Source organism: Rhodococcus sp. MTM3W5.2 (assembly GCF_001984015.1).
Classification (GTDB): Bacteria; Actinomycetota; Actinomycetes; order Mycobacteriales; family Mycobacteriaceae; genus Rhodococcus_G; species Rhodococcus_G oryzae.
Map to the genome: position 1 here is coordinate 2,602,517 of NZ_CP019572.1, position 24,729 is coordinate 2,627,245.

Consider the following 24,729-nt stretch of genomic DNA (forward strand, 5'->3'; position numbering starts at 1 on the left):
GAGATCTGTGAGCAAGTCCGGCAGTCGGCTATTCACCAGTGAGTCCGTGACCGAGGGACACCCGGACAAGATCTGTGATGCGATCAGCGACTCCATTCTCGACGCACTGCTCGAACAGGACCCGCGCAGCCGGGTGGCCGTCGAGACGCTGGTGACCACCGGTCAGGTGCACGTGGCGGGCGAGGTCACCACCACCGCATACGCCGACATCCCCAAGATCGTCCGCGACAAGGTCCTCGAGATCGGTTACGACTCCTCGGCCAAGGGCTTCGACGGCAACTCCTGCGGCGTGAACATCGCGATCGGCGCGCAGTCCCCGGAGATCGCGCAGGGTGTCGACCACTCGCACGAGGCCAGGGTCGACGGCATCACCGACGACGAGATCGACCGGCAGGGCGCGGGCGACCAGGGCCTGATGTTCGGCTACGCCTGCACCGACACCCCCGAGCTGATGCCGCTGCCGATCGCGCTCGCGCACCGGCTCTCGCGCCGGCTGACCGAGGTCCGCAAGACCGGCGTGCTGCCGTACCTGCGCCCGGACGGCAAGACCCAGGTCACCATCGAGTACGACGGTGACAAGGCCGTGCGGCTCGACACCGTCGTCATCTCCACCCAGCACGCCGCCGATATCGACCTCGACAACCTGCTCACGCCGGACATCCGCGAGAAGGTGCTCGGCTCGGTGCTCGCCGAGCTGGGCGTGCCCACCCTCGACACCGCCGACGTCCGGCTGCTGGTCAACCCGACCGGAAAGTTCGTGCTCGGCGGGCCGATGGGCGACGCAGGCCTGACCGGCCGCAAGATCATCGTCGACACCTACGGCGGCATGGCCCGCCACGGTGGCGGCGCCTTCTCCGGCAAGGACCCGTCGAAGGTCGACCGGTCCGCCGCGTACGCGATGCGGTGGGTGGCCAAGAACGCCATCGCCGCAGGCCTGGCGGATCGCATCGAGGTCCAGGTCGCATACGCGATCGGCAAGGCCGCCCCCGTCGGCCTGTTCGTGGAGACCTTCGGCACCGAGCGGACCGATCCGGCGCTGATCCAGAAGGCGATCACCGAGGTCTTCGACCTGCGCCCCGGTGCGATCATCCGCGACCTCGACCTGCTGCGCCCGATCTATGCGCCGACCGCGGCGTACGGGCACTTCGGCCGCACCGACATCGACCTCCCATGGGAGCGCACGGACCGGGCCGAGAAGCTGCGCGCGGCCGCCGGGCTCTAGATGGCGACAGCGGCGAGCCGCTCAACGCAGACAGCGGCGAGCCGCTCATCACACGCGGTCACGAGCCGCTCACCGATCGTGGTGGGCGGCTCGTGCCGTCGGTACGGGGTGGTCGTTTCGTGGCGGTGAGCGCGGAACGGGAACCGGCGGCGGAGCTGCCCGTCGCCAGGGTGATCCCGATGCTGCCGCTCGCGCACCTGGACCGCGAGTTCGACTACCGGGTACCGCGTGAGCTCGACGAGCAGGCCCAGCCGGGGGTGCGGGTGCGCATCCGCTTCGCGGGCAGGCTGGTGGACGGTTTCCTCGTCGAGCGCGTCGCGACCAGCGAGCACCCCGGCAAGCTGGGCTGGCTGGACCGCGTGGTCGGCGCCGAGCGGGTGCTGACGCCGGAGATCGCCGCGCTGGTGGACGCCGTCGCCCAGCGGTACGCCGGTACGAGGGCGGACGTGCTCCGGCTGGCGATACCGCCCCGGCACGCGCGCGTCGAGGCCGAGGCCGTGGGCGAGCGTGCCCCCCTTCCCTCGTCGACCGGCTGCGAGGCCTGGTCGAGCTATGTGCACGGCGAGGCCTTCGTGTCCGCGGTGCGGGAGGGGCGTGGACCGCGGGCGGTCTGGCAGGCGCTTCCGGGAGAGGACTGGCCCGCCCGGCTGGCCGAGCTGGCGGCCGTGGTCGTGGCGCGCGGTCAGACCGCGGTGTTGGTGGTGCCCGACCAGAAGGACCTGGACCGGGTCGCGGCCGCGTCTGTGGACCTGGTCGGCGACGACCTGGTGGTCCCACTGGCGGCGGGGCTCGGTCCGGCGATGCGGTACCGCCGCTGGCTCGCGGCGCTGCGCGGCACCGCACGGATCGTGGTCGGTACCAGGAGCTCGGTGTTCGCGCCGGTGCCGGACCTCGGCCTGATCGCCGTGTGGGACGACGGTGACGACAGTCATTCCGAGCCGCGCTCGCCGTACCCGCACGCCCGCGAGGTGGCGCTGCTGCGGGCCCACGCGAGCGGCTGCGCGCTGGTTGTCGGTGGTCATGCCAGGACCGCCGAGGCGCAGGCGCTGGTGAACTCGGGCTGGGCGCACGACCTGGTGGCCGACCGTGCCGAGGTTCGGGTCCGGGCACCGCAGGTCACGGCCCTCGCCGACAGTGATCATGCGCTGGCCCGCGACCCTGGGGCCAGGGCGGCTCGACTGCCTGCGATCGCCTTCGCCGCGGCCAGGGAGGCGCTCAAGGCGGGGGCGGGTGTCCTCGTGCAGGTGCCGCGCCGCGGATACGTTCCGTCCCTGGCCTGTGGCAAGTGCCGCGCGCCCGCCCGGTGCCGACGGTGCAACGGCCCGATGTCGCTGGCGTCGGCGGTGGGGCCGGACGGTGCCGGCACCCCGACGTGCCGGTGGTGCGGCGTCGCGGACGCCACCCATCGGTGCAATGCCTGCGGGTCACGATCGCTGCGGGCCGTGGTCGTCGGGGCGGGCCGGACCGCGGAGGAGCTCGGTCGGGCCTTCCCCGGTGTCGCGGTGACGCATTCCGGCGGGACCGAGGTGACGGCGGCGGTCAAGCCGGGCCCGCGGCTGGTTGTGGCGACCGTCGGGGCCGAGCCGGTGATGCCGGGCGGCTACGGGGCGGCGCTGCTGCTGGACGGCTGGGCATTGCTGGGGCGTGCCGACCTGCGGGCGGAGGAGGAGACGCTGCGACGCTGGATGACGGCGGGCTCGCTGGTGCGTCCCGCGGGCGAGGGCGGACGGGTCGTGGTGGTCGCCGACTCGGGTCTGCCCACGGTCCAGTCGCTGGTGCGCTGGGATCCGGTCGGCGCGGCCCAGGCCCAGCTCGACGAGCGGGCGGAGGTCCGGTTCCCGCCGACCGTGCACATCGCCGCGGTGGACGGCTCGCGCGAGGCGATCGAGGCGTTGCTGGCGAACGCGACGCTGCCCGAGGTGGTGGAGCGGCTCGGTCCGGTGCCGTTGCCGCCGGGCGAGCGATTGCCGTTCTCGGGTGACGGTCCGGAGCCGACCGAGGTCGAGCGGATGCTACTGCGGGTGCCACGGGGGAGCGGCGGCGCCCTTGCGAGGGCGTTGTCCGAGGCGCAGGCCGTACGAGGCGCCCGGCGCGAGGCGGGATCGGTCCGGGTGCAGATCGATCCCGTCCGGATCGGCTGAAGCCTCCCGATGCAGTCCGCCGAAGGACATTGCTCGATAGGTTGAGTGCCGGTGCGGAATCAACCAGGAAAGAGTTCTTCGAGGAAGCGAGCAGCACATGTCCAGTTTCCCGGGCCTCGCCCACATCGCCATCACGGTATCCGACCTATCCGCCAGCACCGCCTGGTACAGCGCATTGTTCGGGGCGGCGCCAGTGCTCGACGAGGACGAGGAGTCGGGAACCTTCCACCACACCGTGTTCGAACTCGACGACGGAATGCTCTTCGGACTGCATACCCACACCAGTGCTGGTGCCCTGACCACATTCGATGAACGGCAGGTCGGTCTCGACCATATTGCGTTCCGATGTTCCTCGGACGAGCTGCCCCGATGGCGGGATCGACTCGACGCCCTGGGGATTGAGCATGGCGGGATCAAGTCAGCTCACTACGGATCCGGTCTGCCCTTCCGCGATCCGGACAACATCGCGCTCGAGTTCTTCGCGCCGCCTGCGTAGGCGTGCGCGGTCGCTCCGCTGCTACTGGCGGCCACGGTCCTGCAGTTGTGCCAGGCACCGGCAGGGCGTTCACTGGAAGTGGATTCGTGGTTCAACCGTCTGAGTCCGAGGAGGCTCGGCATGAAGCGGGCAACGCCATCGACAACGCGCAGGACCTACGACGTCTTGCCCCACGAGGGTGACGCGGCGCACTGCTGGGAGGTGCACCAGTACGGTTCGCGCGAGCACAACTACTACGGCACCGAGCGGGAGGCGATCGCCGCCGCCCGCGAACTGGCGCACGCGCATCACCCGGCGAAAGTGGTGCTGCACGGGCGGGACGGTTTCGCGTACCGCGAATTCGACTGTTAGCGCGGGCGTTTCACCCCCTCGAGTTCGGTCGCGAGGAGTGCCATGGGAGCTCGGCCGGAGCAGTGGGCGAGCGGTGAGGACTATCAGCGCTACATGGGGCGATGGAGCCGCCTGGCCGCCGTCGAGTTCCTTCGCGGTCTGCCGCCGCTGCCCGCGGCGGTGTGGTGTGACGTCGGGTGCGGGACGGGTTCGCTGACCCAGGCGATCCTGGCCACGGAACGGCCGACGCGGATCCTCGGGGTCGACCCCTCGGCGGAGTTCCTGGCCGCCGCCGCGCTTCGTTCGGATGGCCGAGCGGAGTTCCGGCTCGGCTCCGCGGCCGGGATCCCAGCCGGCGACGGCGAGTTCGACCGGGTCGTGTCCGCGCTGGTGCTCAACTTCGTACCCGATCCGCTGGCGGCCCTGGCCGAGATGGCCCGGGTCACCCGAACGGCCGGGCTGGTCGCCTCCTATGTGTGGGACTACGCGGACGGCATGGACATGATCCGGCTGTTCTGGGACGCCGCCGTCGAGTTGGACCCGGCCGCCGCCGCGGTCGACGAAGGAGCCCGGTTTCCGCTGTGCCGCCCCGAGCCCCTGCGCGAGCTGTTCGGGTCGGCGGGATTGACCCGGATCCGGGTGGGACAGGTCGAGGTGGACACGGTGTTCGCGGACTTCGAGGACTTCTGGCGCCCGTTCCTCGGTGGTCAGGGACCCGCCCCCGGGTACTGCACGAGTCTGCCCGAGGACCATCGGGCGGCCCTGCGGGAGAGGCTTCGCGCCACGACCCCGCGGAACGCCGCGGGTGCCGTCGCCCTGCGCGCTCGGGCGTGGACGGTGCGCGGTCACCGGCCGTGAGCCACGCCCGTTTTGAGTGTGACGGTCGGCACCTTGCTATCGACTGTTTGTCGATATATCGTCGAATTCGTAATTGATACGAACAGTCGTAGGAGGCTGACATGGAACACATTCAACGAGAGCACGAGCATGGGCGCGGCAGGCGCAGGCCAGGACGCGAGGGGCGCGACCGTCGTCGCGACGGGTTCGGCCCCGGGTTCGGTCCTGGGATGGGCTTCGGGCCCGGCCACGGTCCCGGCGGCCAGCGGCTCGGCCGCGGGCGTGGACGCGGCGGGCGCGGGCGGCGCGGCGACGTGCGTGCCGCGGTGCTGCTGCTCCTCGCCGAGGGGCCGATGCACGGCTACGAGCTGATCCAGCGGATCGTCGAGCGCAGCAACGGCGTCTGGCGGCCCAGCCCCGGCTCGATCTACCCCGCGCTCGCTCAGCTCGAGGACGAGGGCCTGGTGTTGATCGAGAAGGTGGCAGGCCGCAAGACCGCGCGCCTGACCGAGTCGGGCGTCGCGTACGTGGAGGAGAACAAGGCCGACCTGGGGAACCCGTGGGACGAGGTCAGCGCCGGGGTCGGCCAGGAGGCGCAGGACCTGCGCGGACTGATCGGACAGCTGATGGGTGCTGCCGGCCAGGTCGCCGCGGTCGGGACCCCGGACCAGATCCGTACGGCGGGCGAGGTGCTCACCGAGTCCCGCCGGGCGCTGTATCGGATTCTCGCCGACGATCCGAACCCGACGTCCGCACCCCCTGCGGACGAGACCGAGGCCGAGTCCGATCCGCACGAGTGATCGGCAACCGGATCTCCAACCCGGGACCGTACTGAAATCGTGACCTCCTTGAGGTCCCGCGGCCGCCGCCGCCGCGTGCATGATGTGGGTCGTGAACCGGATCGATTCGAGGCTGTCAGGGGTGGGAGCCGGTCGCAGGATCGTCGCGATCGTTTCACTGACGTGCGCCGCCGCCGTCCTCCCGCTGGCGTCCGCCCACGCCCAATCCAGCACACCCGACGGCGCCGGGTCGATATCCGAGGTTCCCGAGAATCGCGGGCCCGTACAGGCGGCACACGCGGATGCGGCCGCCTTCGCCCGAACGCATCCCGGTACGACCCCGCCCGGATCGAACGACTTCTCCTGCAAGCCCTCCGCCGCGCATCCGCGGCCGGTGATCCTCGCGCACGGCACCGACGCCAATGCCTACTCCGACTGGTCCGCGATCTCGCCCGCGCTCAAGGCGGCAGGTTACTGCGTCTTCGCCCTCAACTACGGGGGTAAGTCCGGCGGGGACTCGTTCGGGACCGAGGACATGCGGGTCAGTGGGCAGCAGACCGCCGATTTCGCGGCGCGGGTGCGCGCGGCCACCGGCGCCTCGAAGGTCGACCTGGTCGGGTTCTCCCAGGGCGCGACGGTGACGCGGTACTTCGTCAACCGGCTCGGTGGGGCCGCGGTGGTCGAGCGGTGGGTCGGGGTGGCGTCGCCGTCCTACGGCGGGGTCTTCTACGGTCTTGCGCCGGTCGTCGACGGAATCCCGGGAGGGGCGGAGGCCATCGAGGCCGTGCTCGGTCAGGCCGTCGGCCAACAGATCCAGGGTTCACCCTTCCTGGACGCGCTGAACGAGCCCGCCGACACCGTGCCAGGCGTGAGTTACACGACAATCGGCACCCAGTACGACGAGATGATCCAGCCCGCGTCGAATGTCGCCCTGCGCGGTCAGGGTGCGACCAACGTCAGCATCCAGGCGCTGTGTCCGGAAGACCGGACCGGGCACATGAACATGGTCTACGACCCGTTCACCATCGGCCTCGTGCTCCGTGCGCTCGATCCCGGTGCCCCGGAACCCATCTGCGCCCCGGTCGCGCTGGGGACCGGGATCCCGCAGATGATGTACGAGAGCAACTTCGGTGGCGGCAGCAGCGACGGCAGCTGACCCGGTCGCTCGCGAGGTGGCGCCTCAGCCGGCGGGCAGCACCTCGCCCATCACGCGCAGTGTGTTGCCGCCCATGATCGCCCGGATCTCGTCGTCGCTGCGGCCACGGTCGCGCAGCTCCTGGGTGATCACCGCGATCTCGCTGGTGTCCCATGCGACCGTGGTCGCTCCGTCGTAGTCGCTGCCCAGCGCCGCTGTCGCGAGGCCGCCGACCTCGATCACGTGCTCGATCGCATCGACCACAGCGGCCGGGGTCAGCTCGCACACCGCCGCGTCCCAGTAACCGATACCGACCACGCCCCCGGTGGCCGCGACACCCCGGATCTCGTCGTCGGTGAGGTTGCGGTTGACGTCGCAGGTGGCCTGCACGCCGCCGTGGCTCGCGACGACGGGCCGCGTCGCGCGCTCGAGCATCTCCTTGATGGCCGGGTGGCTGGCGTGGGCGATGTCGACGATGATGCCGCGCCGCTCCATCTCCGCGAACACCGTCCGTCCGAGATCGGTCAGGCCGCCCTTGGCCTCGCCGTGCATCGAGCCGGACGCCTCATTGTCGAAGAAGTGGGTGAACCCCGCCATCCGCATGCCTGCGTCGTAGAGCGCGTCGAGGTTCTCGGCCTTGCCCTCGAGGTTCTGCAGGCCCTCGACCGAGAACAGGGCGCCGGTCACGTTCTGTCCCGCCGCGCGGTCCGCGAGCAGCGTCGCGAGCTCCTCTCGCGTCTTCACGAACCGGAGCTGACCGTCCGAGTCCGCAGCCGCGTTCTCGAGCTTCTCCGCGTGATAGAGCGACCGCTCGAGAAGGGAGCCCCAGGTCCGTGGCGGCTGCAGCTGGGCGATCGTGAGGAGCTCGATGTTGTCGGTCTCGTCCGAGTTGGCGTCGTAGTTCTGGCCCTTCGGCGACTTCGAGACGGACGAGAACACCTGCAAGGCCACGTTGCCGTCCTGGAGTCGGGGCAGGTCCATGTGACCGCGGCCGGAACGCTTGAGGAGGTCGCGATCCCACATCAGGGTGTCCGAGTGCATGTCCGCGATCTGCAGACTGTCGTGGAGGCTCTGCGTCTGCGCGGTCACCTCCGGCAGATCGGCCGGCACGACCTTGTTCATGCTTCGCTCGATGGCGCCGGGCGCGATGGTGAAGAAACCGACGAGTGCCACGACGATCAGGACAAGGGAACCGAGCAGGACGCGACGGGGCCACTTGCGCTTCGGGGACGACATGCCGCGAATCCTAAGGTGCGCGAACCAGTTTTGATCGAGTGTTGTGGGAACCCGAACGGATGCCGCCGCCCCGAGCGAGGGGCGGCGGCATCCTCGGTGCTATTCGGCCAGCTTGGCGACCGCCTGCGCCCACAGGAAGAACTTGTTGGTGCCGAGATCGGCCACGGTGGTGATGTTGAAAGCCGCCTTGAGATGTTCGGCGTCGGATTCGCTGACCCCCTGAAGGGCGGCGACCGGAGCCTTGGCCAAATCCTCGATGGACTTGGATTCCCATTCCTTGTCGAACTTGTTCGCGATTCCTGCCACTGTGACCTCCATCTGAGTTGGAACTTCACGTTCGGCGCACCGAAGTTCGGCACTCGGATTGCGCCAGGGCTCAGTCAATACCCCTTCTGGCGCGGTGTACATCACCGCGGCCGGAGTGTTTCTCGTGGTCGTGGAGCGCGCGGGTGTCATGGGGGGCCCGCAGGCTTCCCTAGACTGTTCGTGACGTCGGACCCGACATGACGAGAACCGTGGGAGCAGATTCGTGAGTATTCAGCCCGTTCGCCTGTTCGGCGATCCCGTTCTGCGAACCCGCGCGGACGAGGTGGTCGACTTCGACCGGGAGCTGCACAAGCTCGTCGCGGACCTCGAGGACACCATGGACGACGAGGGTGGGGCCGGTATCGCTGCACCGCAGATCGGCGTGAGCCTGCGGGTGTTCGCCTACAACTGCGGGGGCGCCGCGGGACACCTGATCAACCCGACCGTTCGTGTGATCGGTGACGAGGTCCAGACCGGGGTCGAGGGTTGCCTGTCGATTCCGGGCGTGCGCGCCGAGTGCACCCGGGCGATGAACGCCGTCGCCACGGGGTTCTCGAAGTACGGCGAGCCGATCACGATCGAGGGCACCGGGATCCTGGCCAGGTGTTTCCAGCACGAGACCGATCATCTCGACGGGATCCTGTTCCTGGACCGGCTGGACCAGGAGGCCAGGAAGGACGCCATGCGCACGATCCGTCAGTCGCTGTGGTTCGGCACCCAGGAGCCGGCGCAGGCCGGGCCGTTCGGCAGGACCGGGGCGGTGCGCTGACATGCGGATCGTCTTCGCCGGTACCCCGAGCCCGCCGTTCCGTCACTCGCGCGGCTGCTGAAGAACTCCCGGCACGAGGTGGTCGCGGTCGTGACGAGGCCGGACGCCGTCGCCGGTCGGGGCAGGAAGGTCACCCGGTCGCCGATCGGGCAGCTCGCCGACGAACACGGCATCGAGGTGCTCACCCCTACGCGAGCATCCGATCCCGAGTTCCTCGAGCGGCTGCGCGCCCTCGAGCCGGACTGTTGCCCGGTGGTCGCCTACGGCGCGCTGCTACCGCGACGGGTGCTCGACGTGCCGCGGCACGGCTGGGTGAACCTGCACTTCTCCCTGCTCCCCGCGTGGCGTGGCGCCGCGCCCGTGCAGGCGGCGATCGCCGCGGGCGACGACATGACCGGCGCGAGTGCCTTCCTGCTGGAAGAGGGACTCGACACCGGACCGGTGTTCGGGGTGATGACCGAGCGCATCCGCGCCGACGACACAGCGGGTGAGCTGCTCGGCCGGCTCGCGGACGGCGGCGCGGTGCTGCTCGAGTCCGTGCTCGACGGCATCGAGGACGGCGCCGCGACTGCCGTGCCCCAGCCGAAGGAGGGTGTTTCGCATGCGCCGAAGGTGACCGTCGAATCGGCCCGGATCCGGTGGGATCAGCCGGCGCAGGCGGTCGATCGGCTGGTCCGATCGGTCACCCCCGCGCCCGGTGCGTGGACGCAGGTGGGGGAGCTGCGGCTCAAGGTCGGCCCCGTGCAGGTCACCGACGAGACCCTGGAGCCGGGACAATTCCTGGTCCGCAAGGACGGCTGCTATGTCGGAACCGCGACGACCGCGGTCCGGCTGAGTCAGGTTCAGCCACAAGGTAAGAAGGCCATGGCGGCCGCCGATTGGGCGCGGGGAGCGCGCCTCGAACCCGAGGTGCGTGCACTGTGACCGAATCCCGTAGGCCCGCACGAGGAAAGCGTGATCAGTCGCGCGGCGGCGACAAGCAGGGCGCGAAGGGCGGCCCGAACACCCGGCCGCGCCAGGCAGGCAGGCCCGACCCGTCCGCGACCGGGGTCGATCGGCCCCGGGTCGCGGCCCGCGACGTGCTGCGCGCGGTGCGCGAGCGCGACGCCTACGCAAATCTGGTGCTGCCCGGTCTGCTTCGCGACCGGAAGATGGACGGCCGGGACGCGGCCCTGGCGACCGAGCTCGCCTACGGGGCCTGCCGCGCGCAGGGCCTGCTGGACGCGGTCATCGCCAGCGGCGCTGGACGGCCGATCGACGAGATCGACGGACCGCTGCTCGACGTGCTGCGCCTTGGCACCTACCAGCTGCTGCGCACCCGGGTCGCCCCGCACGCGGCGGTGGCCACCTCGGTGGATCTTGTCCGCAGCGAATTCGGTGGCGGCAAAGCCGGTTTCGTGAACGCGGTGCTGCGTCGGGTGGCCGAGAAGAGCGAGGAGCAGTGGGTGTCCGAGCTCGCGCCCGATGCGAGCTCGGACCCGGTGGGACACCTGGCTTTCGAGTACGCGCACCCGGTCTGGATCGCGCAGGCGTTCGCCGATGCACTCGGCCCGGACGCAGGCGAGATCGAGCGGGTGCTGGCGGCGGACGACGCCAGGCCGTCGGTGCATCTGGTGGCGCGACCGGGGGAGATCTCGGCGGAGGAGCTCGCCCTGGTGACCGGGGGCGAGATCGGCCCCTACTCGCCGTATGCGGTGCACCTCGACGGCGGCGACCCCGGCCAGCTCGACGCGGTCCGCGAGGGCCTCGCGGGTGTGCAGGACGAGGGCAGTCAGCTCGTGGCCCGGGCGCTGGCGCTGGCGCCGCTGCTCGGCGCCGACGGTGGACGCTGGCTCGACCTGTGCGCGGGACCGGGCGGCAAGGCGGCGCTTCTCGGTGCCCTCGCCGACATCGAGGGCGCGCGTCTGGACGCCGTCGAACCGGCGGAGCACCGGGCGGACCTGGTCCGCAAGACGACCAAGGGCCTGCCGGTGGACGTACACGTCGCTGACGGTCGGGACCCCGGCCTCGCGCCCGGATTCGACAGGGTGCTTGTGGATGCGCCGTGCACGGGCCTCGGCGCGCTGCGGCGTCGGCCGGAGGCGCGCTGGCGTCGCCAGCCCACCGATGTCGCGGCGCTGGTCAAGCTGCAGCGCGAGCTCCTGGCGTCGGCGATCTCGCTGGTCCGGCCCGGCGGGGTCGTCCTGTACTCGACGTGTTCCCCGCACCTGTCGGAGACCGTCGGCGTGGTCGCAGACGCGGTCCGCAGGCACGGCGTCGTCGCGCTGGATACCAGGGAACTGGTGCCGGGGGTGCCCGAGCTGGGTGACGGTCCTGGCGTGCAGCTGTGGCCGCACCGGCACGGCACCGACGCGATGTTCATGGCGGCGCTGCGTAAGCCGGAGTAGGCGGGTCGGTCAGCAGCAGTTCGGGTCGAGCACGAGGCGCAGCGCCTCGAGTGAGTCGGCGCGGGCGCGGTAGTAGACGTTCATGCCGCGCCTCGTCGACTCGACCATGCCCGCCTTCTTCAGCTGGGCGAGGTGGTGGCTGGCCGTGGACTCGGTCAGTTCGATCGCCGCGGCGAGGTCGCAGGTGCAGGCCTCGCCGTCGGGGTTGGTGAGCAGGATCGACATCAGTTTGATCCGGGTCGGGTCGGCGAGCGCCTTGAGTCGCAGCGCCACGTGCAGCGCGGCCTCGTCCGTCATCGGGCCCGCCGCCACCGGGGCGCAGCAGATCGGTGCGGTGACGTCCAGCAATGGCAGGGCCTTGGGCATGACAACCATCATGCCAGTCCCTTGACATATGTCAAAAAGGTGCCACAGTTATAGGTGAGTAATTCGATATATGTCTCACAACTGGAGGTTCTCATGTCCCGCGTACAGCTCGCCCTCAATGTCGACGACCTGGCCGAATCGGTCGCGTTCTATTCGAAACTGTTCAACACCGAGCCGGCCAAGCTGCGCGAGGGCTACGCGAACTTCGCCATCGCCGAGCCGCCGCTGAAGCTGGTGCTGCTGCAGAACCCCGGCAAGGGCGGCAGCATCAATCACCTTGGCGTGGAGGTGGAATCGAGCGAGGTCGTGCACGGGGAGATCGCCCGGCTGACCGGCGAGGGTCTGTTCACCGACGAGGAGATCGGCACCACCTGTTGTTTCGCGACCCAGGACAAGGTGTGGGTCACCGGCCCCGCGGGCGAGAAGTGGGAGGTGTACACGGTGCTCGCCGACAGCGAGACGTTCGGCACCGGACCGTCCTCGCTCGAGATGGCCGCGAGCGCAGCTCCCGCGGGCGGCGTGTGCTGCGCCTCGTCGTCGGCGGAGGAAGCCGCGCCCGCGCAGGGCTCCTGCTGCTGAACCGGCCCGGCCGGGTCAGGACACCGCGGCCGGCGCTCCATCCGCGTGGATGGAGCGCCGGCTCAACAGTGCCGCGGCGAGGAAGCACAGCGCCCCGAGGAAGGTGCCCAGGTTCGCCCAGAACAGGCTGAGGAGGTCGCCGGTCGTGGGAAGCACGTATGCGCCGATTGCCGACAGCCCGAAGAAGACCGAGCCGATCATGTTGAGCCAGGTTCCGTGCCACGTGCGGGCGTGCGTGTCCCACAGGGTGTGGCGATCCCTGGTGGCCACGACGGCGAGTCCGCTGGAAACCAGGAAGCAGATCGAGCCGAAGGCATCGGGACGCCAGCCGTCCGACAGGTGTGCGTCCGAGTCTGTGACCGTGAGCAGGGCCTCCGTCGTGCTCACGTTGAAGCAGAGCGTGCCTGCGAACTGGATGGCGGCGGCCCACCAGTCCGCCCGGTCTGCGGGGTTCGTGCCGCGCCGAGGCGGCTGCCTGCCGCTGAGGGCGAGCTGGATCAGGGCGGCGAGGGTGAAGAAGACGGCGCCGACGACGAACGTGAGGTTGGTGGCCACGGGGCCGACCGCCTCGGCGTACTGCGGCACCGCCCCGACGGCGAAGAAGATCGATCCGATGGCGAATCCCCACGCCTCGCGACGGAGGCGGATGATGCGGTCGCGCGTCACGGTTGGAGCGTAACTTCCCGCTCGTCCGAGCCGCGGGGTTCTGGCCGGGCGTTGTTCATGTCGGGCTGAACGCCGGACCGAGGAACGTCTGCAGATAGGCCAGCAGGGCATCGCGATCGTCCACGTCGACCGCCGATCCCGGCGTCCCCACCAGGGAGACGAGCATCCGGATCAGCCATTCCGCCGCACCGGGCAGGTCGAGGTCCTCGCGGGCCAGGCCGCGTTGCTGGGCGTCACGCAGTCGGTCAACCCAGAAGTCGGACAACTGGGCGACAACGTCCTGGGAGTAGGTGCCCATGATCTCGGCGTACTCGTGCGGTTCCTTGGCGGCCAGTTCGACGGCGAGCGGGCCCAGGGGTTCTGCCTCGACAGCACGACCGCCTCGGTCAGCATGCCGGCCACGCTCTCCTGTCGCGCGATCCGATCGCCTGCATCGTCCCAGAAGTCCTTGCCTCGGCGGATCAGTGCCGCCGAGAGCAGCGTCGGCTTGTCGGTGAAGAACCGGTACAGGTAGGCCCGGCTGACATCGGCTTCCTGGGCCACGCCGCGCACGGTGGTGCGGCGGATCCCGTCGCGCGCCAGACAGACTTCGGCGGCATCGAGGATGCGGTCGCGTACGGCGCTGGAGTGGGGTCTCATCGCCGCTCGATCATAGGACCGGGCACGTGTGGTGAGGCTTTTTGTAGGCACTTTTGCGGAAGTGTCTACAAATACTGCCGACAAGTCCTACGTTCTCCACCATGACCGGCCGTACGGAGGCCCGGTCGCCATCCGAGTCGACGTCGTGTCGGAACGGTGAGCGCAGCGGAGGACGTATGGGTTTCCTGCGACCGGTGGAACCAGATATCGATGTGGACGAGTTGCGCCGCGGTGGGCGATCCACCCAGATGCGCATCCTCTCGGAGAACTACCTATCGCAAGGTTTCGGGACGCCCGATGTGGTGTACGTCGGCTATCTCATGAAGATCGCTCTGTTCATCCTCGGTGCGGCATTGTTCGCGTTGACCACGCCAGGCGTGGACGGCCTGTTCGACGTCAGCCAGTGGTGGGCCCTGCCGGTCGTCTGGCAGAAGGTGGTGCTCTGGTGCATCCTCTTCGAGGTCACCGGTCTCGGCTGCGGATTCGGGCCCCTGAACCTGCGCTTCCTGCCGCCGTTGGGTTCGTTCCTCTACTGGTTCCGCCGCGGAACCATCCGGATGCCTCCGTGGCCGCGGCGAGTTCCGCTGACCTCCGGAGACCGGCGCGGCGTCGTCGACATCGTCCTGTACGCCGCGCTGCTCGTCTCGCTGCTGGTGGCGCTGGTGTCGGCGACCGCTGCCGGGACGGTTCAGCTGCCCTGGCAGAAGGTGGCTGTCGTCCTGGGGCTGCTCGCGGTCATCGGACTGCGCGACCGGACGATCTTCCTGGCCGCCCGCGCGGAGGTCTACGGCGCGATTGCCGTGACCTTCCTCGTGCCGTTTCCCGACTCCATCGTCGCCGCCAAGTTCGTGCTGCTGTGCATCTGGTGGGGTGCGGCGGTCTCGAAGCTCAACGTGCACTTCCCGTCGGTCGTGCAGGCGATGGAGGCGAACAGCCCGCTGTGGCGAACGAAGCGCATCAAGCACCTCTTCACCCGGTCCTACCCCGATGACCTGCGCCCCTCCGGACTCTCGAAGCTGCTCGCCCACGGCGGAACCGCGATCGAGTTCGGCGTTCCGCTCGTGCTGATCCTCTCCGGAGGTGGCACGGTCACGACGGTCGCTGCGACCGTGATGATCCTGTTCCACCTGCACATCATCGTGACGATCCCGATGGGGACGCCGCTCGAGTGGAACGTGTTCATGATCTTCGCCGTGCTGACGCTGTTCGTGGACAAGGCGTCCCTCGGTCTCGGCGACCTCGTACATCCCGCGGTCCTGCTCATCCCGGCCGTCAGTTTCCTCCTCGTTGTCCTCGGCAACCTGTTCCCGGAGCGGATCTGCTTCCTGTTCGGGATGCGGTACTACGCCGGGAACTGGGACACCAGCGTCTGGTGCCTGTCGCCCAGCGGCGAGCAGAAGCTGACCGACGGCACGATCCGCTTCGCGATGCTCCCGCACCGCCAGTTGGAGAAGATCTACGGCGGCGTGGAGGAGGCCCGGGTCACGCGGCTCACCGGCTTCGCGTTCCGAGCGATCCACACGCACGGTCGCGCGCACGCAGCCCTGCTGCCCCGACTCCTGGCCGACCAACCCACGACGGAGTACGTCGAACTCGACGGTGAGACGGTGGCCGGTGTCCTGCTCGGCTGGAACTTCGGTGACGGGCACCTGCATTCCGAACAGCTCGTCGAGACGCTCCAGGGCCTTTGTGCCTTCGAACCGGGTGAATTGAGGGTGCTGGTCCTGGACGCCCAGCCGATCCACAAGCAGACCCAGGCCTACCGGTTGCTGGACGCCGCCACCGGTGAGTTCGAGCGGGGCACTGTTCGGGTCGCGGACATGGTCAACCGGCAACCGTGGGCCGACGACATGCCGGTGACGGTCGGCCGCGGCGTTCGGGCGCGCTGACATGGCGAACGCGAGGACCGCAGTCGTGGTCGGTTCCGGCCCCAATGGGCTGGCCGCCGCCGTCCGGCTGGCCGAGCACGGACTGCAGGTGACGGTGCTGGAAGGTGCCGACAGTCCGGGAGGAGGCGCGCGCACCGCCGAACTGACGCTGCCCGGGCTGCTGCACGACGTCTGTTCCGCGGTGCACCCGTTCGGGGTCGCCTCGCCGTATATGGCGACCCTGCCGCTCGCTGAACACGGCCTGCGGTGGCGATGGCCCGAGATCGACCTCGTCCATCCGCTGGCCGACGGGTCGGCAGGTGTGCTGGTCGGCGACGTCGATCGCACGGCCGCCGGAATGGGTGTGGACGCGGGCGCCTGGCGACGGGTCTTCGGGCCCCTCGCGCGCACCTTCGACACCCTTGCCCCCGAGGTGCTAGGGCCGCTCCTGCGAGTGCCCCGGCATCCGATCGCGTTGGCCAGATTCGGACTCCGAGCTGGACTCCCCGCAACCGTCCTGGCCAAGGCCTTCCGCACGCCGCAGGCCCAGGCCTTGCTGATGGGGTGCGCGGCGCACCTGTTCCAGCCGCTGAACCGTCCGCTGTCGGCGTCGGTGGGTGTGATGCTGGTGGCGGCCGGACATCGTCACGGATGGCCGGTCGCCGAGGGCGGCTCGCAGGCGATCACGTCGGCGCTGGTGTCGGTTCTGCGTGAGCGCGGAGGGGAGATCGAGTTCAACGCTCCGGTCAGGTCGTTCGCCGATCTGCCCGCGGCCGACGTCACGCTGTTCGACACGACTCCACAGGCGGCTGCCGAGATCCTGGGCGAGCGGCTCGGCGGGCGACGCGAGCGCCGATACCGGTCCTACGAGTTCGGCCCCGCTGCCTTCAAGGTGGACCTGGCCGTGCGCGAGGGAGTCCCGTGGACGAATGAATCTGCACGCAAGGCCGGCACGGTCCATCTGGGTGGCACCGCCGGTGAGGTGGCGGCCGCGGAGGCCGCTGTCGTGACGGGCAGGATGCCGGAGCGACCGTTCGTGCTCGTCGGGCAGCAATACCTGGCCGACTCGACACGATCGGTCGAGGGAGTGCATCCGATCTGGGCGTATGCGCACGTCCCGTCCGGCTACGACGGGGATGCCACCGAGGTCGTGCTGGACCAGATCGAGGCGTACGCGCCAGGTTTCCGCAGCCGGGTCGTCGCGGTGCATGCCACCGGTCCGGCAGCGTACGAGCGCTACAACGCCAACTACGTCGGGGGCGACATCGGGGGAGGGGCGAACACGCCGCTCCAAATGATCGGGCGTCCTGGGTTCGCGCTCGACCCGTATGCGACCGGGGTCGATGGCATGTTCCTGTGCTCGGCGTCCACGCCTCCCGGCGCGGGCGTGCACGGCATGTGCGGGGCCGGGGCGGCCGCCAGCGCGTTGCGCAGCCTGGGCGTCGACGTGCAGCCCATCGGGCGCCGAGCCGACTGACGGACTAGGAGGGTTCGCGCACCAACTAAGCTGGCGACTTGTGGCTCACCCGATGATCGCTCCGTCCATTCTTTCCGCAGACTTCGCCCGGCTCGCCGAGGAGGCCGCCGCCGTGGCCGGTTCCGACTGGCTGCACGTCGATGTCATGGATGCGCACTTCGTGCCGAACCTGACGCTCGGGCTCCCGGTCGTGCAGAGCCTGCTCAAGGCGACCGACATCCCGCTGGACTGCCACCTGATGATCGACAACCCCGGCCGCTGGGCTCCGCCGTACGCGGAGGCGGGCGCACACAACGTCACCTTCCACGCCGAGGCCACCGACGATCCGATCGCCGTCGCGCGCGACATCAGGGCTGCGGGCGCGAAGGCGGGCCTCAGCGTCAAGCCCGGCACCCCGATCGAGCCCTACCTGGAGATCCTCAAGGAGTTCGACACCCTGCTCGTGATGAGCGTCGAGCCCGGCTTCGGCGGGCAGTCCTTCATGGCCGAGGTGCTGAGCAAGGCGCGCGCCGTGCGCAAGCTGGTCGATTCGGGTGAGCTGACCCTGCTGGTCGAGATCGACGGCGGGATCAACACCGACACCGTCGAGGCGGCCGCGGAGGCGGGCGTCGACTGCTTCGTCGCCGGCTCGGCCGTCTACGGGGCCTCGGACCCGGCGGCGGCCGTTCGCGCGCTGCGCGCGCAGGCCGCGTCGGCCTCGCCGCACCTGACCCTGGCCCACTAACGTGCCCGGTCCCCGTCGCGCTCCCGGCTCGGAGCCGACCGAGTCCGAGTCGGCGGCGTTGCGCCTCGCCGTCGATGCCGCCGAGCGGGTGCGCGGGACCACCAGCCCCAATCCGCCGGTCGGCGCCGTGATCCTCGACGAGAGCGGCGCGGTCGTCGGCGTCGGGGCGACCAGCCCGGTCGGCGGACCGCATGCCGAGGTGATGGCGCTGCGCGCCGCAGGCAGCCGGGCAAGGGGCGGCACCGCGGTGGTCACCCTCGAGCCCTGCAACCACCAGGGCCGGACCGGCCCCTGCGCGCTCGCCCTGATCGAGGCCGGGGTCTCCCGGGTGCTGTTCGCGGTGGACGATCCCCATCCGCAGGCCGCGGGCGGTGCCCAGACCCTGCGATCGGCGGGCGTGGACGTGCTGTCGGGTTTCGGCGCCCGCGACGTCGAACTCGGGCCGCTGCGCGCCTGGCTGCACCGCCAGCGCACCGGACGATCCCATGTCACCTGGAAGTTCGCCGCGAGCCTCGACGGGCGCAGCGCGGCGGCCGACGGCACCAGCCAGTGGATCACCGGCCCCGAGGCAAGGGCGCGGGTACACAGGGAGCGCGCCAAGCTGGACGCCATCGTGGTCGGCACCGGCACCGTCCTGGCCGACGACCCGTGGCTGACCGCCCGCGATCCGGACGGCAGCCTCGCCGATCATCAGCCGGTGCGAGTGGTGGTGGGGGAGCGCGAGATCCCGGCCTCGGCCAGGGTGCTCGACGGCGCGGCGCCGACCCTGGTGCTGCGGACCCGCGACCCCCGCGAGGTGGTCGAGGCGCTGGCCGATCTGCCCGATGTCCTGCTCGAGGGCGGACCCCGTCTGGCCGGGGCGTTCCTCGAGGCGGGACTGGTGGACCGGATCCTGGCGTTCCTCTCACCGGTACTGCTCGGCGCGGGGGCGGCCGCCGTAGAGGATGCTGGGGTCACGAACATCGCGCAGGCACTCCGGTTTCACCGGGAGTCCGTCGAGACGCTGGGGCCGGATCTGCTGCTGAGCCTGACGCCCGGCGACCGCGGTGTGCGAGCCGAGGACGAGAATGAAGAGAACAGCACCAACAACTGAGGAGCGGACTGAAGTGTTCACCGGGATCGTCGAAGAACTGGGTGAGATCGTCGCCAAGGAGGACCTGGCCGATGCCGCCCGCTTCACCGTGCGTGGCGCATTGGTGACCTCCGATGCCGGGCACGGCGACTCGATCGCGGTCAACGGCGTCTGCCTGACCGTGGTGGAGGTCCTCGGCGGCGACTCCTTCACCGCCGACGTGATGGCGGAGACGCTGAACCGCTCCAGCCTCGGGGCGTTGGATGTCGGCAGCCGGGTGAACCTGGAGCGGGCCGCGGCGCTGAACAGCAGACTGGGCGGTCACCTGGTGCAGGGGCACGTCGACGCCACCGGGTCCGTCATCAGCCGGTCGCCGTCGGAGAACTGGGAGGTCGTCCGGATCTCGTTGCCCGACTCGATCGCCCGCTACGTGGTGGAGAAGGGCTCGATCACCGTCGACGGCGTCTCGCTGACCGTGTCCGCCCTCGGTCGGGACGGGGACGGTGGCGAGTTCTTCGAGATCTCGCTGATCCCCACCACCCTCGAGATGACCACCCTCGGCGGTGCTGTCCCCGGCACCCCGGTGAACCTGGAGGTGGACGTGATCGCGAAGTACGTCGAGCGTCTGCAGACCGCCGGCCGGTAGCCGAATTTCGGGCCCGAGGAGTCGGGGTCGTACTGTTGAGGTGCACTTACGGGTGCACGGAGAGCTATTCATGACTTTGATGGAGCGCACCACGTGACCAGGTTCGACAGTATCGAGCGCGCAGTCGCCGATATCGCCGCAGGCAAGGCCGTCGTCGTCGTCGATGACGAGGACCGCGAGAACGAGGGCGACCTCATCTTCGCCGCCGAGAAGGCGACCCCGGAGCTGGTGGCCTTCATGGTCCGCTACACCTCCGGTTACCTCTGCGTCCCGCTCGACGGTGACGACTGCGACCGGCTCGGCCTGCCGCCGATGTTCTCCAGCAACCAGGACAAGCACGGCACCGCGTACACGGTGACGGTCGACGCCAAGGAGGGCATCGGCACCGGTATCTCGGCCTCCGACCGCGCCGCCACGATGCGCCTGCTCGCCGACCCGAACTCGGGCGCGAGCGATTTCACCCGCCCCGGCCACGTGGTGCCGTTGCGCGCCAAGGAGGGCGGCGTGCTGCGCAGGCCCGGCCACACCGAGGCGGCCGTCGACCTGGCCCGGATGGCCGACCTGCGTCCGGCGGGCGTCATCTGCGAGATCGTCAGCCAGAAGGACGAGGGTCACATGGCCCAGACCGACGAGCTCCGGGTCTTCGCCGACGATCACAACCTGGCCATGATCTCGATCGCGGATCTCATCGCCTGGCGCCGCAAGCACGAGAAGCATGTGGTGCGGATCGCCGAGGCGCGGATCCCGACCAACCACGGCGAGTTCAAGGCCGTCGGCTACCAGAGCATCTACGACGAGGTCGAGCACGTGGCCCTCGTGCGCGGCGACCTGGCCGGTCCGGACGGCGACGGGAGCGACGTGCTGGTCCGCGTGCACTCGGAGTGCCTGACCGGAGACGTGTTCGGTTCGCTGCGGTGCGACTGCGGCCCGCAGCTCGACGCGGCGCTCGACATGGTCGCCCAGGAGGGGCGAGGCGTCGTCCTGTACATGCGCGGTCACGAGGGCAGGGGCATCGGCCTCATGCACAAGCTGCAGGCGTACCAGCTGCAGGACGCGGGATCCGACACCGTCGACGCGAACCTGGAACTCGGGCTGCCCGCTGATGCCCGCGACTACGGCATCGGCGCGCAGATCCTCGTCGATCTCGGCATCTCGTCCATGCGGCTGCTGACGAACAACCCGGCCAAGCGGGTCGGGCTGGACGGCTACGGCCTGCAGATCACCGAGCGGGTGCCGATGCCGTTGCGCGCCAACGCCGAGAACCTCACATACCTGCGCACCAAGCGGGACCGGATGGGTCACGACCTGATCGGTCTCGACGACTTCGAGACCGGGGGCGCGGTATGAGCGGCGAGGGGCTGCCACAGCTCCAGCTTGACGAGGCGAAGGACCTCAAGCTCGCGATCGTGGCCGGGCAGTGGCACGCGGAGATCTCCGAGGCCCTCATCGCGGGTGCGCAGCGGGTGGCCGAGCAGGCCCAGCTCGAGGACGTCACGCTCGTCCGCGTTGCCGGCGCCATCGAGCTGCCGGTGGTGGCGCAGGCGCTGGCCCGCACCCACGACGCGGTGGTCGCGCTCGGTGTCGTGATCCGTGGCGGCACCCCGCATTTCGAGTACGTCTGCGACGCCGTCACCGCCGGCCTCACCCGGGTCTCTCTCGACGAGAGCACCCCGGTCGGCAACGGGGTGCTCACCACCGACACCGAACAGCAGGCCAGGGACCGCTCCGGACTCCCTGGCTCCGTCGAGGACAAGGGCGGCCAGGCCTGTGCCGCCGCGCTCGACACCGCGGTGACGCTCCGTCACCTGCGTCAGCCCTGGACCGAGCAGTCGTTCCGATGAGCGCGTGGGAGATGGACGTACGGTCCAAGCGGTCCGCCCGCTACGCGATGGCGGTCGCGGCTGTGTTCGTGCTGGTGTTCGTCGTGCTCGCGGTGCTGCTGCGCAGCTCGGCGACCGGCGTGTACTTCCGGCTGATCGATCAGCTCGCGATGGTCGGCATCGGCGGGATCCTCGCAGGCGGCGCGCTGCTGCTGACCCGTCCGCGGCTGCGCGCCAATGCCAGTGGCGTCTCGGTGCGCAACGCGTTCACCGAGCGGTTCGTCGAGTGGGATCTGGTGCGCGGCCTGACCTTCCCGGACGGGGCGGCCTGGGCGCGGATCGAGCTGCCCGACGACGAGTACATCCCGGCCATGGCGATCCAGGCGAACGACCGCGAGTACGCCGTGAACGCGGTCAGGAAGTTCCGCGAACTCGAATCGAAGTACGCGGAGGCGGACGCCGAATAGATCTGCCGCGCGGGGAACTGGGCAAGCCGTCCTGGTGACCTGCGTTTCGTGACACGATTGACCGCGCCATGATCGCTCCACCACAGAGGAGACGAACAATGTCGGTCGCGAAAGTTCTCGAGATTTCCGCTAGTTCCACCGTGAGCTCGGACGATGCCGTCAAGCAGGGCATCGCGAAGGCCGCGGAGACTGTGCACGGCATCACGGCCGCATGGGTGCAGGACACCCAGGTGGTCGTAGAGAACGGCAAGGTCACCGAGTGGCGCGTCAACCTGAAGATCACGTTCGTGCTCGAGTAGGCGCCCCCGCTGGACCACCACGGCCCGACGTGCCCACAGCGCGTCGGGCCGTTCTCGTATCCGAAAAGGTGTGTCCCATCCCACGTCCGGATCGGCCCGAGTTCACGCGGCCGTGACCTTTTGGTACGTCCAGCCCACTAATGTGGATCGAGTCAAGTACTTCGAATTCGAGACCGCTCGAATCGGGTGCCCGACTCAATTGCATTGGAGGTCCAGTGGAAATCCTCCTCGTCCTCGCATGCGGCCCGATCATCATGGCCGCCATCTACGTCGCGATCAGCGCGGTCTACTTCGTCGAGCTCCGCAGGCTCGACCGCGCCCGCGCCGACGTGACCGCCACGCCCCAGCCGTCCGGTTGTCAGCCGTCCCAGCGGCTGGCCGACCTCCGTCGGGCCGACGGTCGCCGCGTCCCCGCGGGGCGTGGCAACCACCCGCACGCGTCGAGTCGACGGACGTTGGTCTCCACCTCCGCGTAAGTCGCTGGGCCCCTGGCATTTCGACTACCCGACGACGTCGCCGGTCACCGCGCCCTCCCGGCGCGGGTCCGCGCCGCCGATCCAGCCCTCGTCGTGACGCCCAAGCACGCTCAGCCCACTCGATTGCGGTTCCGTCGAAACCTGGTGGCCCATCTCGGTCAACGCCCGCACCAGCGGGTCCGTGGCGCCGTTGTCGGCCGCCTCGATGTTGGGGTGCTCGCCGCCGACGTTCGTTTTCGGTGTGTTCGCCGCGCCGAAGTCGACCATGGACACGGCCTGTTGCGCGTCGAGTTCCCAGTCGAGCATGCCGACCAGCGTCTTGACCACGAACTGGATGATCACGGAGCCGCCGGGGGACCCCACGGCCAGCAGCACCTCGCCGCGGTGCCCGTTGCCCCGCTCGAACACCAGGGTCGGGGCCATCGAACTGCGCGGCCGCTTTCCCGGCTCGACCCGGTTGGCGAGCGGCGAACCGTCCGGCGCGGTCGGCTGCGCGGAGAAGTCGGTCAGCTGATTGTTGAGCAGGAAGCCGTCGACCATGTGGAAGGAGCCGAACGCCGACTCGATGGTGGTGGTCATCGCCGCGACGTTGCCGTACCGGTCGGCCACGGTGATCTGGCTGGTGCCGTGGTCGTTGCCCGGCTGCGTACCCATGGCGACCGGACCGAAGTCGCCGGGCTGGGCGGTGCCCATGCTCCGGCGCGGGTCGATCAGCGCCGAGCGGCCCCGCAGGTAGTCCGGATCGATCAGGGTGTCCGGGGAGTTGCCCGGCAGCGGCACGAAGTCCGAGTCGGCGACGTACTTGTCCCGGTCCGCGTATGCCAGTCGTTCCGCCTCGGCGATCAGGTGCACGCCCGTGGCGTCGGGTTCGCCGCCGTCCGCGTCGAGTGCCGTCGGCGGGTACGTTGACAGGTCGAAGTTGCTCAGGATCCCCAGCGTGGCAGCGACAGCCGTGCCGCCGGACGACGGGCTCGGCATCCCGCACACCTCGCGCCCGCGGTAGTCCGTACACAGCGCGGTGCGCTTCTTGGCCTGGTATCCAGCGAGGTCCGCGGTGGTCATCGCGCCGGGGGTGCGACCCCCGCTCGGGTCGTCGGTCGCCGCCACGATCGCCTCGGCGATGGGCCCCGCATAGAACGCGTCGGCACCGTCCGCCGCGATCGCCCCCAGCGTCTTCGCCATCGCCGGATTCGTCAACACGGTGCCCGCCGGCTTCGGTGACCCGTCCGGATTGAGGAAGTACGTCCGCGCATCCTCGTCGACGGCCAGGTCCCTGGCCGAGGCCGCGATCGAGCTCGCCATCCGGGGACTGATCTCGACCCCGTTGTCCGCGAGCTCGATCGCGGGCTCGAACAGCGTGTCCCATGGCTGCTTTCCGTGCTCGCGATGGCTCATCTCCAGCATGCGCAGCACCCCGGGAACGCCGATCGAGCGGCCGCTCGCCCGCGCCGAGGGTGTCGGCTCGGTCCGGTTGGCGTCGTCGATGAAGCGCAGATAGTTCTCGGTGGCGGCCATCGGCGCGGTCTCACGTCCGTCGTAGGCGTCGACGGTCCCGGTCGCCGCGTCGTGGTACAGCAGGAAGGCCCCGCCGCCGATGCCCGACGACTGCGGCTCGACCAGGCCGAGCACGGTCTGCGCCGCGGTCAGCGCGTCCGCGGCGGTACCGCCGTCGTCGAGCACCCGGCAGGCGGCCTCGGTGGCGACGGGGTTCGCGGTGGACACCGCGAACGTGGCCGTCGTGACCGGGGTCATCCCGGCGCGGTATCCGGTGGCGATCTCCGGATGAGTGGACAGGTTCGCGCTGGTCGGCGGCTGGGTCAGGGGTGCGGCGGCGATGGGCGTGCCGTTCGCCGCGATGGTGCACGGGCCGGCAGCACCGTCGTCGGTGGCGGCGCATCCGACCGCCAGCGTCAGGGTCAGGACCGTCGCGGTCGCCGCCGCGAAACGCATCGCGTCGCCTGTGCTCACACCGATCACCCCAGAACGAGTGGC

General features: G+C 70.0%; 26 protein-coding genes and 2 pseudogenes. 21 read left to right on the forward strand and 7 right to left on the reverse strand.

Going from position 1 to position 24,729, the window contains the following annotated elements; translation table 11 throughout:
- Positions 1 to 7: 7 nt before the first annotated feature.
- The 7 genes from metK (at position 8) to BTZ20_RS12015 (ending at position 6,961) form a co-directional block, all read left to right on the forward strand.
- The gene (gene metK, locus BTZ20_RS11985) at positions 8 to 1,222 is read left to right on the forward strand and encodes a methionine adenosyltransferase (protein WP_077041506.1); all 1,215 of its coding nucleotides are present in this window, start codon (positions 8 to 10) and stop codon (positions 1,220 to 1,222) included.
- Between the two features lie 179 nt (positions 1,223 to 1,401).
- A complete protein-coding gene (locus BTZ20_RS11990) occupies positions 1,402 to 3,363 on the forward strand; it encodes a primosomal protein N' (protein ID WP_411269146.1) in 1,962 nt (653 codons plus the stop codon).
- 97 nt (positions 3,364 to 3,460) lie between these two features.
- Positions 3,461 to 3,859, forward strand: coding sequence for a VOC family protein (locus BTZ20_RS11995; RefSeq protein ID WP_077041507.1), 399 nt, complete (start codon positions 3,461 to 3,463; stop codon positions 3,857 to 3,859).
- A 120-nt stretch (positions 3,860 to 3,979) separates the two neighbouring features.
- Entirely contained in the window at positions 3,980 to 4,210 is a 231-nt protein-coding gene (locus BTZ20_RS12000; RefSeq protein ID WP_145982278.1) for a DUF2188 domain-containing protein, read from the forward strand.
- Positions 4,211 to 4,252: 42 nt separating this feature from the next.
- Positions 4,253 to 5,047, forward strand: a complete 795-nt coding sequence (locus BTZ20_RS12005) for a class I SAM-dependent methyltransferase (protein ID WP_077041509.1) — start codon at positions 4,253 to 4,255, stop codon at positions 5,045 to 5,047.
- Positions 5,048 to 5,148: 101 nt separating this feature from the next.
- The gene (locus BTZ20_RS12010; RefSeq protein ID WP_077041510.1) at positions 5,149 to 5,826 is read left to right on the forward strand and encodes a PadR family transcriptional regulator; all 678 of its coding nucleotides are present in this window, start codon (positions 5,149 to 5,151) and stop codon (positions 5,824 to 5,826) included.
- Between the two features lie 91 nt (positions 5,827 to 5,917).
- A complete protein-coding gene (locus BTZ20_RS12015; RefSeq protein WP_223263736.1) occupies positions 5,918 to 6,961 on the forward strand; it encodes an esterase/lipase family protein in 1,044 nt (347 codons plus the stop codon).
- A 24-nt stretch (positions 6,962 to 6,985) separates the two neighbouring features.
- Here BTZ20_RS12015 and BTZ20_RS12020 read toward each other — a convergent pair whose 3' ends face one another.
- Positions 6,986 to 8,176: a dipeptidase gene (locus BTZ20_RS12020; RefSeq protein WP_077041511.1), complete on the reverse strand. Its 1,191-nt coding sequence runs from the start codon at positions 8,174 to 8,176 to the stop codon at positions 6,986 to 6,988.
- Between the two features lie 99 nt (positions 8,177 to 8,275).
- Positions 8,276 to 8,482 carry a hypothetical protein gene (locus BTZ20_RS12025; protein WP_077043658.1) on the reverse strand — a complete coding sequence of 69 codons (207 nt, stop codon included), beginning with the start codon at positions 8,480 to 8,482 and terminating at the stop codon, positions 8,276 to 8,278.
- Between the two features lie 223 nt (positions 8,483 to 8,705).
- Here BTZ20_RS12025 and def point away from each other — a divergent pair, with 223 nt between their 5' ends.
- The 3 genes and pseudogenes from def to BTZ20_RS12040 all read left to right on the forward strand — a co-directional run bounded on the left by def (position 8,706) and on the right by BTZ20_RS12040 (position 11,638).
- A complete protein-coding gene (def, locus tag BTZ20_RS12030; protein WP_077041512.1) occupies positions 8,706 to 9,251 on the forward strand; it encodes a peptide deformylase in 546 nt (181 codons plus the stop codon).
- A gap of 1 nt (position 9,252) precedes the next feature.
- Positions 9,253 to 10,175 (forward strand): annotated as a pseudogene (gene fmt / locus BTZ20_RS12035) (methionyl-tRNA formyltransferase).
- Positions 10,172 to 11,638, forward strand: coding sequence for an RsmB/NOP family class I SAM-dependent RNA methyltransferase (locus BTZ20_RS12040; RefSeq protein ID WP_077041513.1), 1,467 nt, complete (start codon positions 10,172 to 10,174; stop codon positions 11,636 to 11,638). The pseudogene fmt and the gene BTZ20_RS12040 overlap by 4 nt, the downstream one beginning before the upstream one ends.
- Positions 11,639 to 11,647: 9 nt before the next feature.
- Here the strand turns inward: BTZ20_RS12040 and BTZ20_RS12045 are convergent, their stop codons facing one another.
- Entirely contained in the window at positions 11,648 to 12,004 is a 357-nt protein-coding gene (locus BTZ20_RS12045) for an Rv2640c family ArsR-like transcriptional regulator (RefSeq protein ID WP_077043659.1), read from the reverse strand.
- A 93-nt stretch (positions 12,005 to 12,097) separates the two neighbouring features.
- Between BTZ20_RS12045 and BTZ20_RS12050 the strand changes: the two genes are divergently transcribed.
- Positions 12,098 to 12,583 (forward strand): ArsI/CadI family heavy metal resistance metalloenzyme, encoded by a 486-nt coding sequence (locus BTZ20_RS12050; protein ID WP_077041514.1) that lies wholly within the window; start codon positions 12,098 to 12,100, stop codon positions 12,581 to 12,583.
- A gap of 15 nt (positions 12,584 to 12,598) precedes the next feature.
- Here BTZ20_RS12050 and BTZ20_RS12055 read toward each other — a convergent pair whose 3' ends face one another.
- From BTZ20_RS12055 to BTZ20_RS29795, 3 genes and pseudogenes are all read right to left on the reverse strand, one after another.
- A complete protein-coding gene (locus BTZ20_RS12055; protein ID WP_077041515.1) occupies positions 12,599 to 13,249 on the reverse strand; it encodes a YrhK family protein in 651 nt (216 codons plus the stop codon).
- 55 nt (positions 13,250 to 13,304) lie between these two features.
- Entirely contained in the window at positions 13,305 to 13,547 is a 243-nt protein-coding gene (locus BTZ20_RS28030; RefSeq protein WP_223263898.1) for a hypothetical protein, read from the reverse strand.
- A gap of 182 nt (positions 13,548 to 13,729) precedes the next feature.
- Positions 13,730 to 13,888, reverse strand: a pseudogene (locus BTZ20_RS29795) (helix-turn-helix domain-containing protein); the annotation flags it as partial.
- A gap of 176 nt (positions 13,889 to 14,064) precedes the next feature.
- Between BTZ20_RS29795 and BTZ20_RS12065 the strand changes: the two are divergent.
- From BTZ20_RS12065 to BTZ20_RS12110, 10 genes are all read left to right on the forward strand, one after another.
- Complete coding sequence (locus BTZ20_RS12065) at positions 14,065 to 15,777, forward strand: DUF3556 domain-containing protein (RefSeq protein ID WP_077041517.1); 1,713 nt, start codon at positions 14,065 to 14,067, stop codon at positions 15,775 to 15,777.
- A 1-nt stretch (position 15,778) separates the two neighbouring features.
- On the forward strand, positions 15,779 to 17,233 hold the full coding sequence (locus BTZ20_RS12070; RefSeq protein ID WP_077041518.1) for a phytoene desaturase family protein: 1,455 nt from the start codon (positions 15,779 to 15,781) through the stop codon (positions 17,231 to 17,233).
- A 40-nt stretch (positions 17,234 to 17,273) separates the two neighbouring features.
- Complete coding sequence (gene rpe / locus BTZ20_RS12075) at positions 17,274 to 17,957, forward strand: ribulose-phosphate 3-epimerase (RefSeq protein ID WP_077041519.1); 684 nt, start codon at positions 17,274 to 17,276, stop codon at positions 17,955 to 17,957.
- Between the two features lies 1 nt (position 17,958).
- Positions 17,959 to 19,050 (forward strand): bifunctional diaminohydroxyphosphoribosylaminopyrimidine deaminase/5-amino-6-(5-phosphoribosylamino)uracil reductase RibD, encoded by a 1,092-nt coding sequence (gene ribD, locus BTZ20_RS12080; RefSeq protein WP_077041520.1) that lies wholly within the window; start codon positions 17,959 to 17,961, stop codon positions 19,048 to 19,050.
- Between the two features lie 13 nt (positions 19,051 to 19,063).
- A complete protein-coding gene (locus BTZ20_RS12085; protein ID WP_077041521.1) occupies positions 19,064 to 19,675 on the forward strand; it encodes a riboflavin synthase in 612 nt (203 codons plus the stop codon).
- Positions 19,676 to 19,768: 93 nt separating this feature from the next.
- On the forward strand, positions 19,769 to 21,022 hold the full coding sequence (locus tag BTZ20_RS12090) for a bifunctional 3,4-dihydroxy-2-butanone-4-phosphate synthase/GTP cyclohydrolase II (RefSeq protein ID WP_027499690.1): 1,254 nt from the start codon (positions 19,769 to 19,771) through the stop codon (positions 21,020 to 21,022).
- On the forward strand, positions 21,019 to 21,516 hold the full coding sequence (gene ribH / locus BTZ20_RS12095; RefSeq protein WP_027499691.1) for a 6,7-dimethyl-8-ribityllumazine synthase: 498 nt from the start codon (positions 21,019 to 21,021) through the stop codon (positions 21,514 to 21,516). The genes BTZ20_RS12090 and ribH overlap by 4 nt, the downstream gene beginning before the upstream one ends.
- Positions 21,513 to 21,962 (forward strand): PH domain-containing protein, encoded by a 450-nt coding sequence (locus BTZ20_RS12100; RefSeq protein ID WP_077041522.1) that lies wholly within the window; start codon positions 21,513 to 21,515, stop codon positions 21,960 to 21,962. Before ribH ends, BTZ20_RS12100 begins: the two co-directional genes overlap by 4 nt.
- 98 nt (positions 21,963 to 22,060) lie before the next feature.
- Entirely contained in the window at positions 22,061 to 22,261 is a 201-nt protein-coding gene (locus tag BTZ20_RS12105; protein ID WP_077041523.1) for a dodecin family protein, read from the forward strand.
- Positions 22,262 to 22,476: 215 nt separating this feature from the next.
- Positions 22,477 to 22,737 (forward strand): hypothetical protein, encoded by a 261-nt coding sequence (locus tag BTZ20_RS12110; protein WP_077041524.1) that lies wholly within the window; start codon positions 22,477 to 22,479, stop codon positions 22,735 to 22,737.
- A 24-nt stretch (positions 22,738 to 22,761) separates the two neighbouring features.
- Here the strand turns inward: BTZ20_RS12110 and ggt are convergent, their stop codons facing one another.
- A complete protein-coding gene (gene ggt, locus BTZ20_RS12115; RefSeq protein WP_077043660.1) occupies positions 22,762 to 24,687 on the reverse strand; it encodes a gamma-glutamyltransferase in 1,926 nt (641 codons plus the stop codon).
- Between the last annotated feature and the right edge of the window lie 42 nt (positions 24,688 to 24,729).

Coding starts and splice junctions, on each gene's coding strand:
- BTZ20_RS12100 (WP_077041522.1), top strand. CDS start 21,513: ATGAGCGCGTGGGAGATGGACGTACGGTCCAAGCGGTCCGCCCGCTAC.
- BTZ20_RS12105 (WP_077041523.1), top strand. CDS start 22,061: ATGTCGGTCGCGAAAGTTCTCGAGATTTCCGCTAGTTCCACCGTGAGC.
- BTZ20_RS12010 (WP_077041510.1), top strand. CDS start 5,149: ATGGAACACATTCAACGAGAGCACGAGCATGGGCGCGGCAGGCGCAGG.
- BTZ20_RS12050 (WP_077041514.1), top strand. CDS start 12,098: ATGTCCCGCGTACAGCTCGCCCTCAATGTCGACGACCTGGCCGAATCG.
- BTZ20_RS28030 (WP_223263898.1), bottom strand. CDS start 13,547: ATGGGCACCTACTCCCAGGACGTTGTCGCCCAGTTGTCCGACTTCTGG.
- BTZ20_RS12000 (WP_145982278.1), top strand. CDS start 3,980: ATGAAGCGGGCAACGCCATCGACAACGCGCAGGACCTACGACGTCTTG.
- ggt (WP_077043660.1), bottom strand. CDS start 24,687: ATGCGTTTCGCGGCGGCGACCGCGACGGTCCTGACCCTGACGCTGGCG.
- BTZ20_RS11995 (WP_077041507.1), top strand. CDS start 3,461: ATGTCCAGTTTCCCGGGCCTCGCCCACATCGCCATCACGGTATCCGAC.
- BTZ20_RS12065 (WP_077041517.1), top strand. CDS start 14,065: ATGGGTTTCCTGCGACCGGTGGAACCAGATATCGATGTGGACGAGTTG.
- BTZ20_RS12020 (WP_077041511.1), bottom strand. CDS start 8,176: ATGTCGTCCCCGAAGCGCAAGTGGCCCCGTCGCGTCCTGCTCGGTTCC.
- BTZ20_RS11990 (WP_411269146.1), top strand. CDS start 1,402: ATGCTGCCGCTCGCGCACCTGGACCGCGAGTTCGACTACCGGGTACCG.
- BTZ20_RS12045 (WP_077043659.1), bottom strand. CDS start 12,004: ATGCCCAAGGCCCTGCCATTGCTGGACGTCACCGCACCGATCTGCTGC.
- ribH (WP_027499691.1), top strand. CDS start 21,019: ATGAGCGGCGAGGGGCTGCCACAGCTCCAGCTTGACGAGGCGAAGGAC.
- BTZ20_RS12070 (WP_077041518.1), top strand. CDS start 15,779: ATGGCGAACGCGAGGACCGCAGTCGTGGTCGGTTCCGGCCCCAATGGG.
- BTZ20_RS12005 (WP_077041509.1), top strand. CDS start 4,253: ATGGGAGCTCGGCCGGAGCAGTGGGCGAGCGGTGAGGACTATCAGCGC.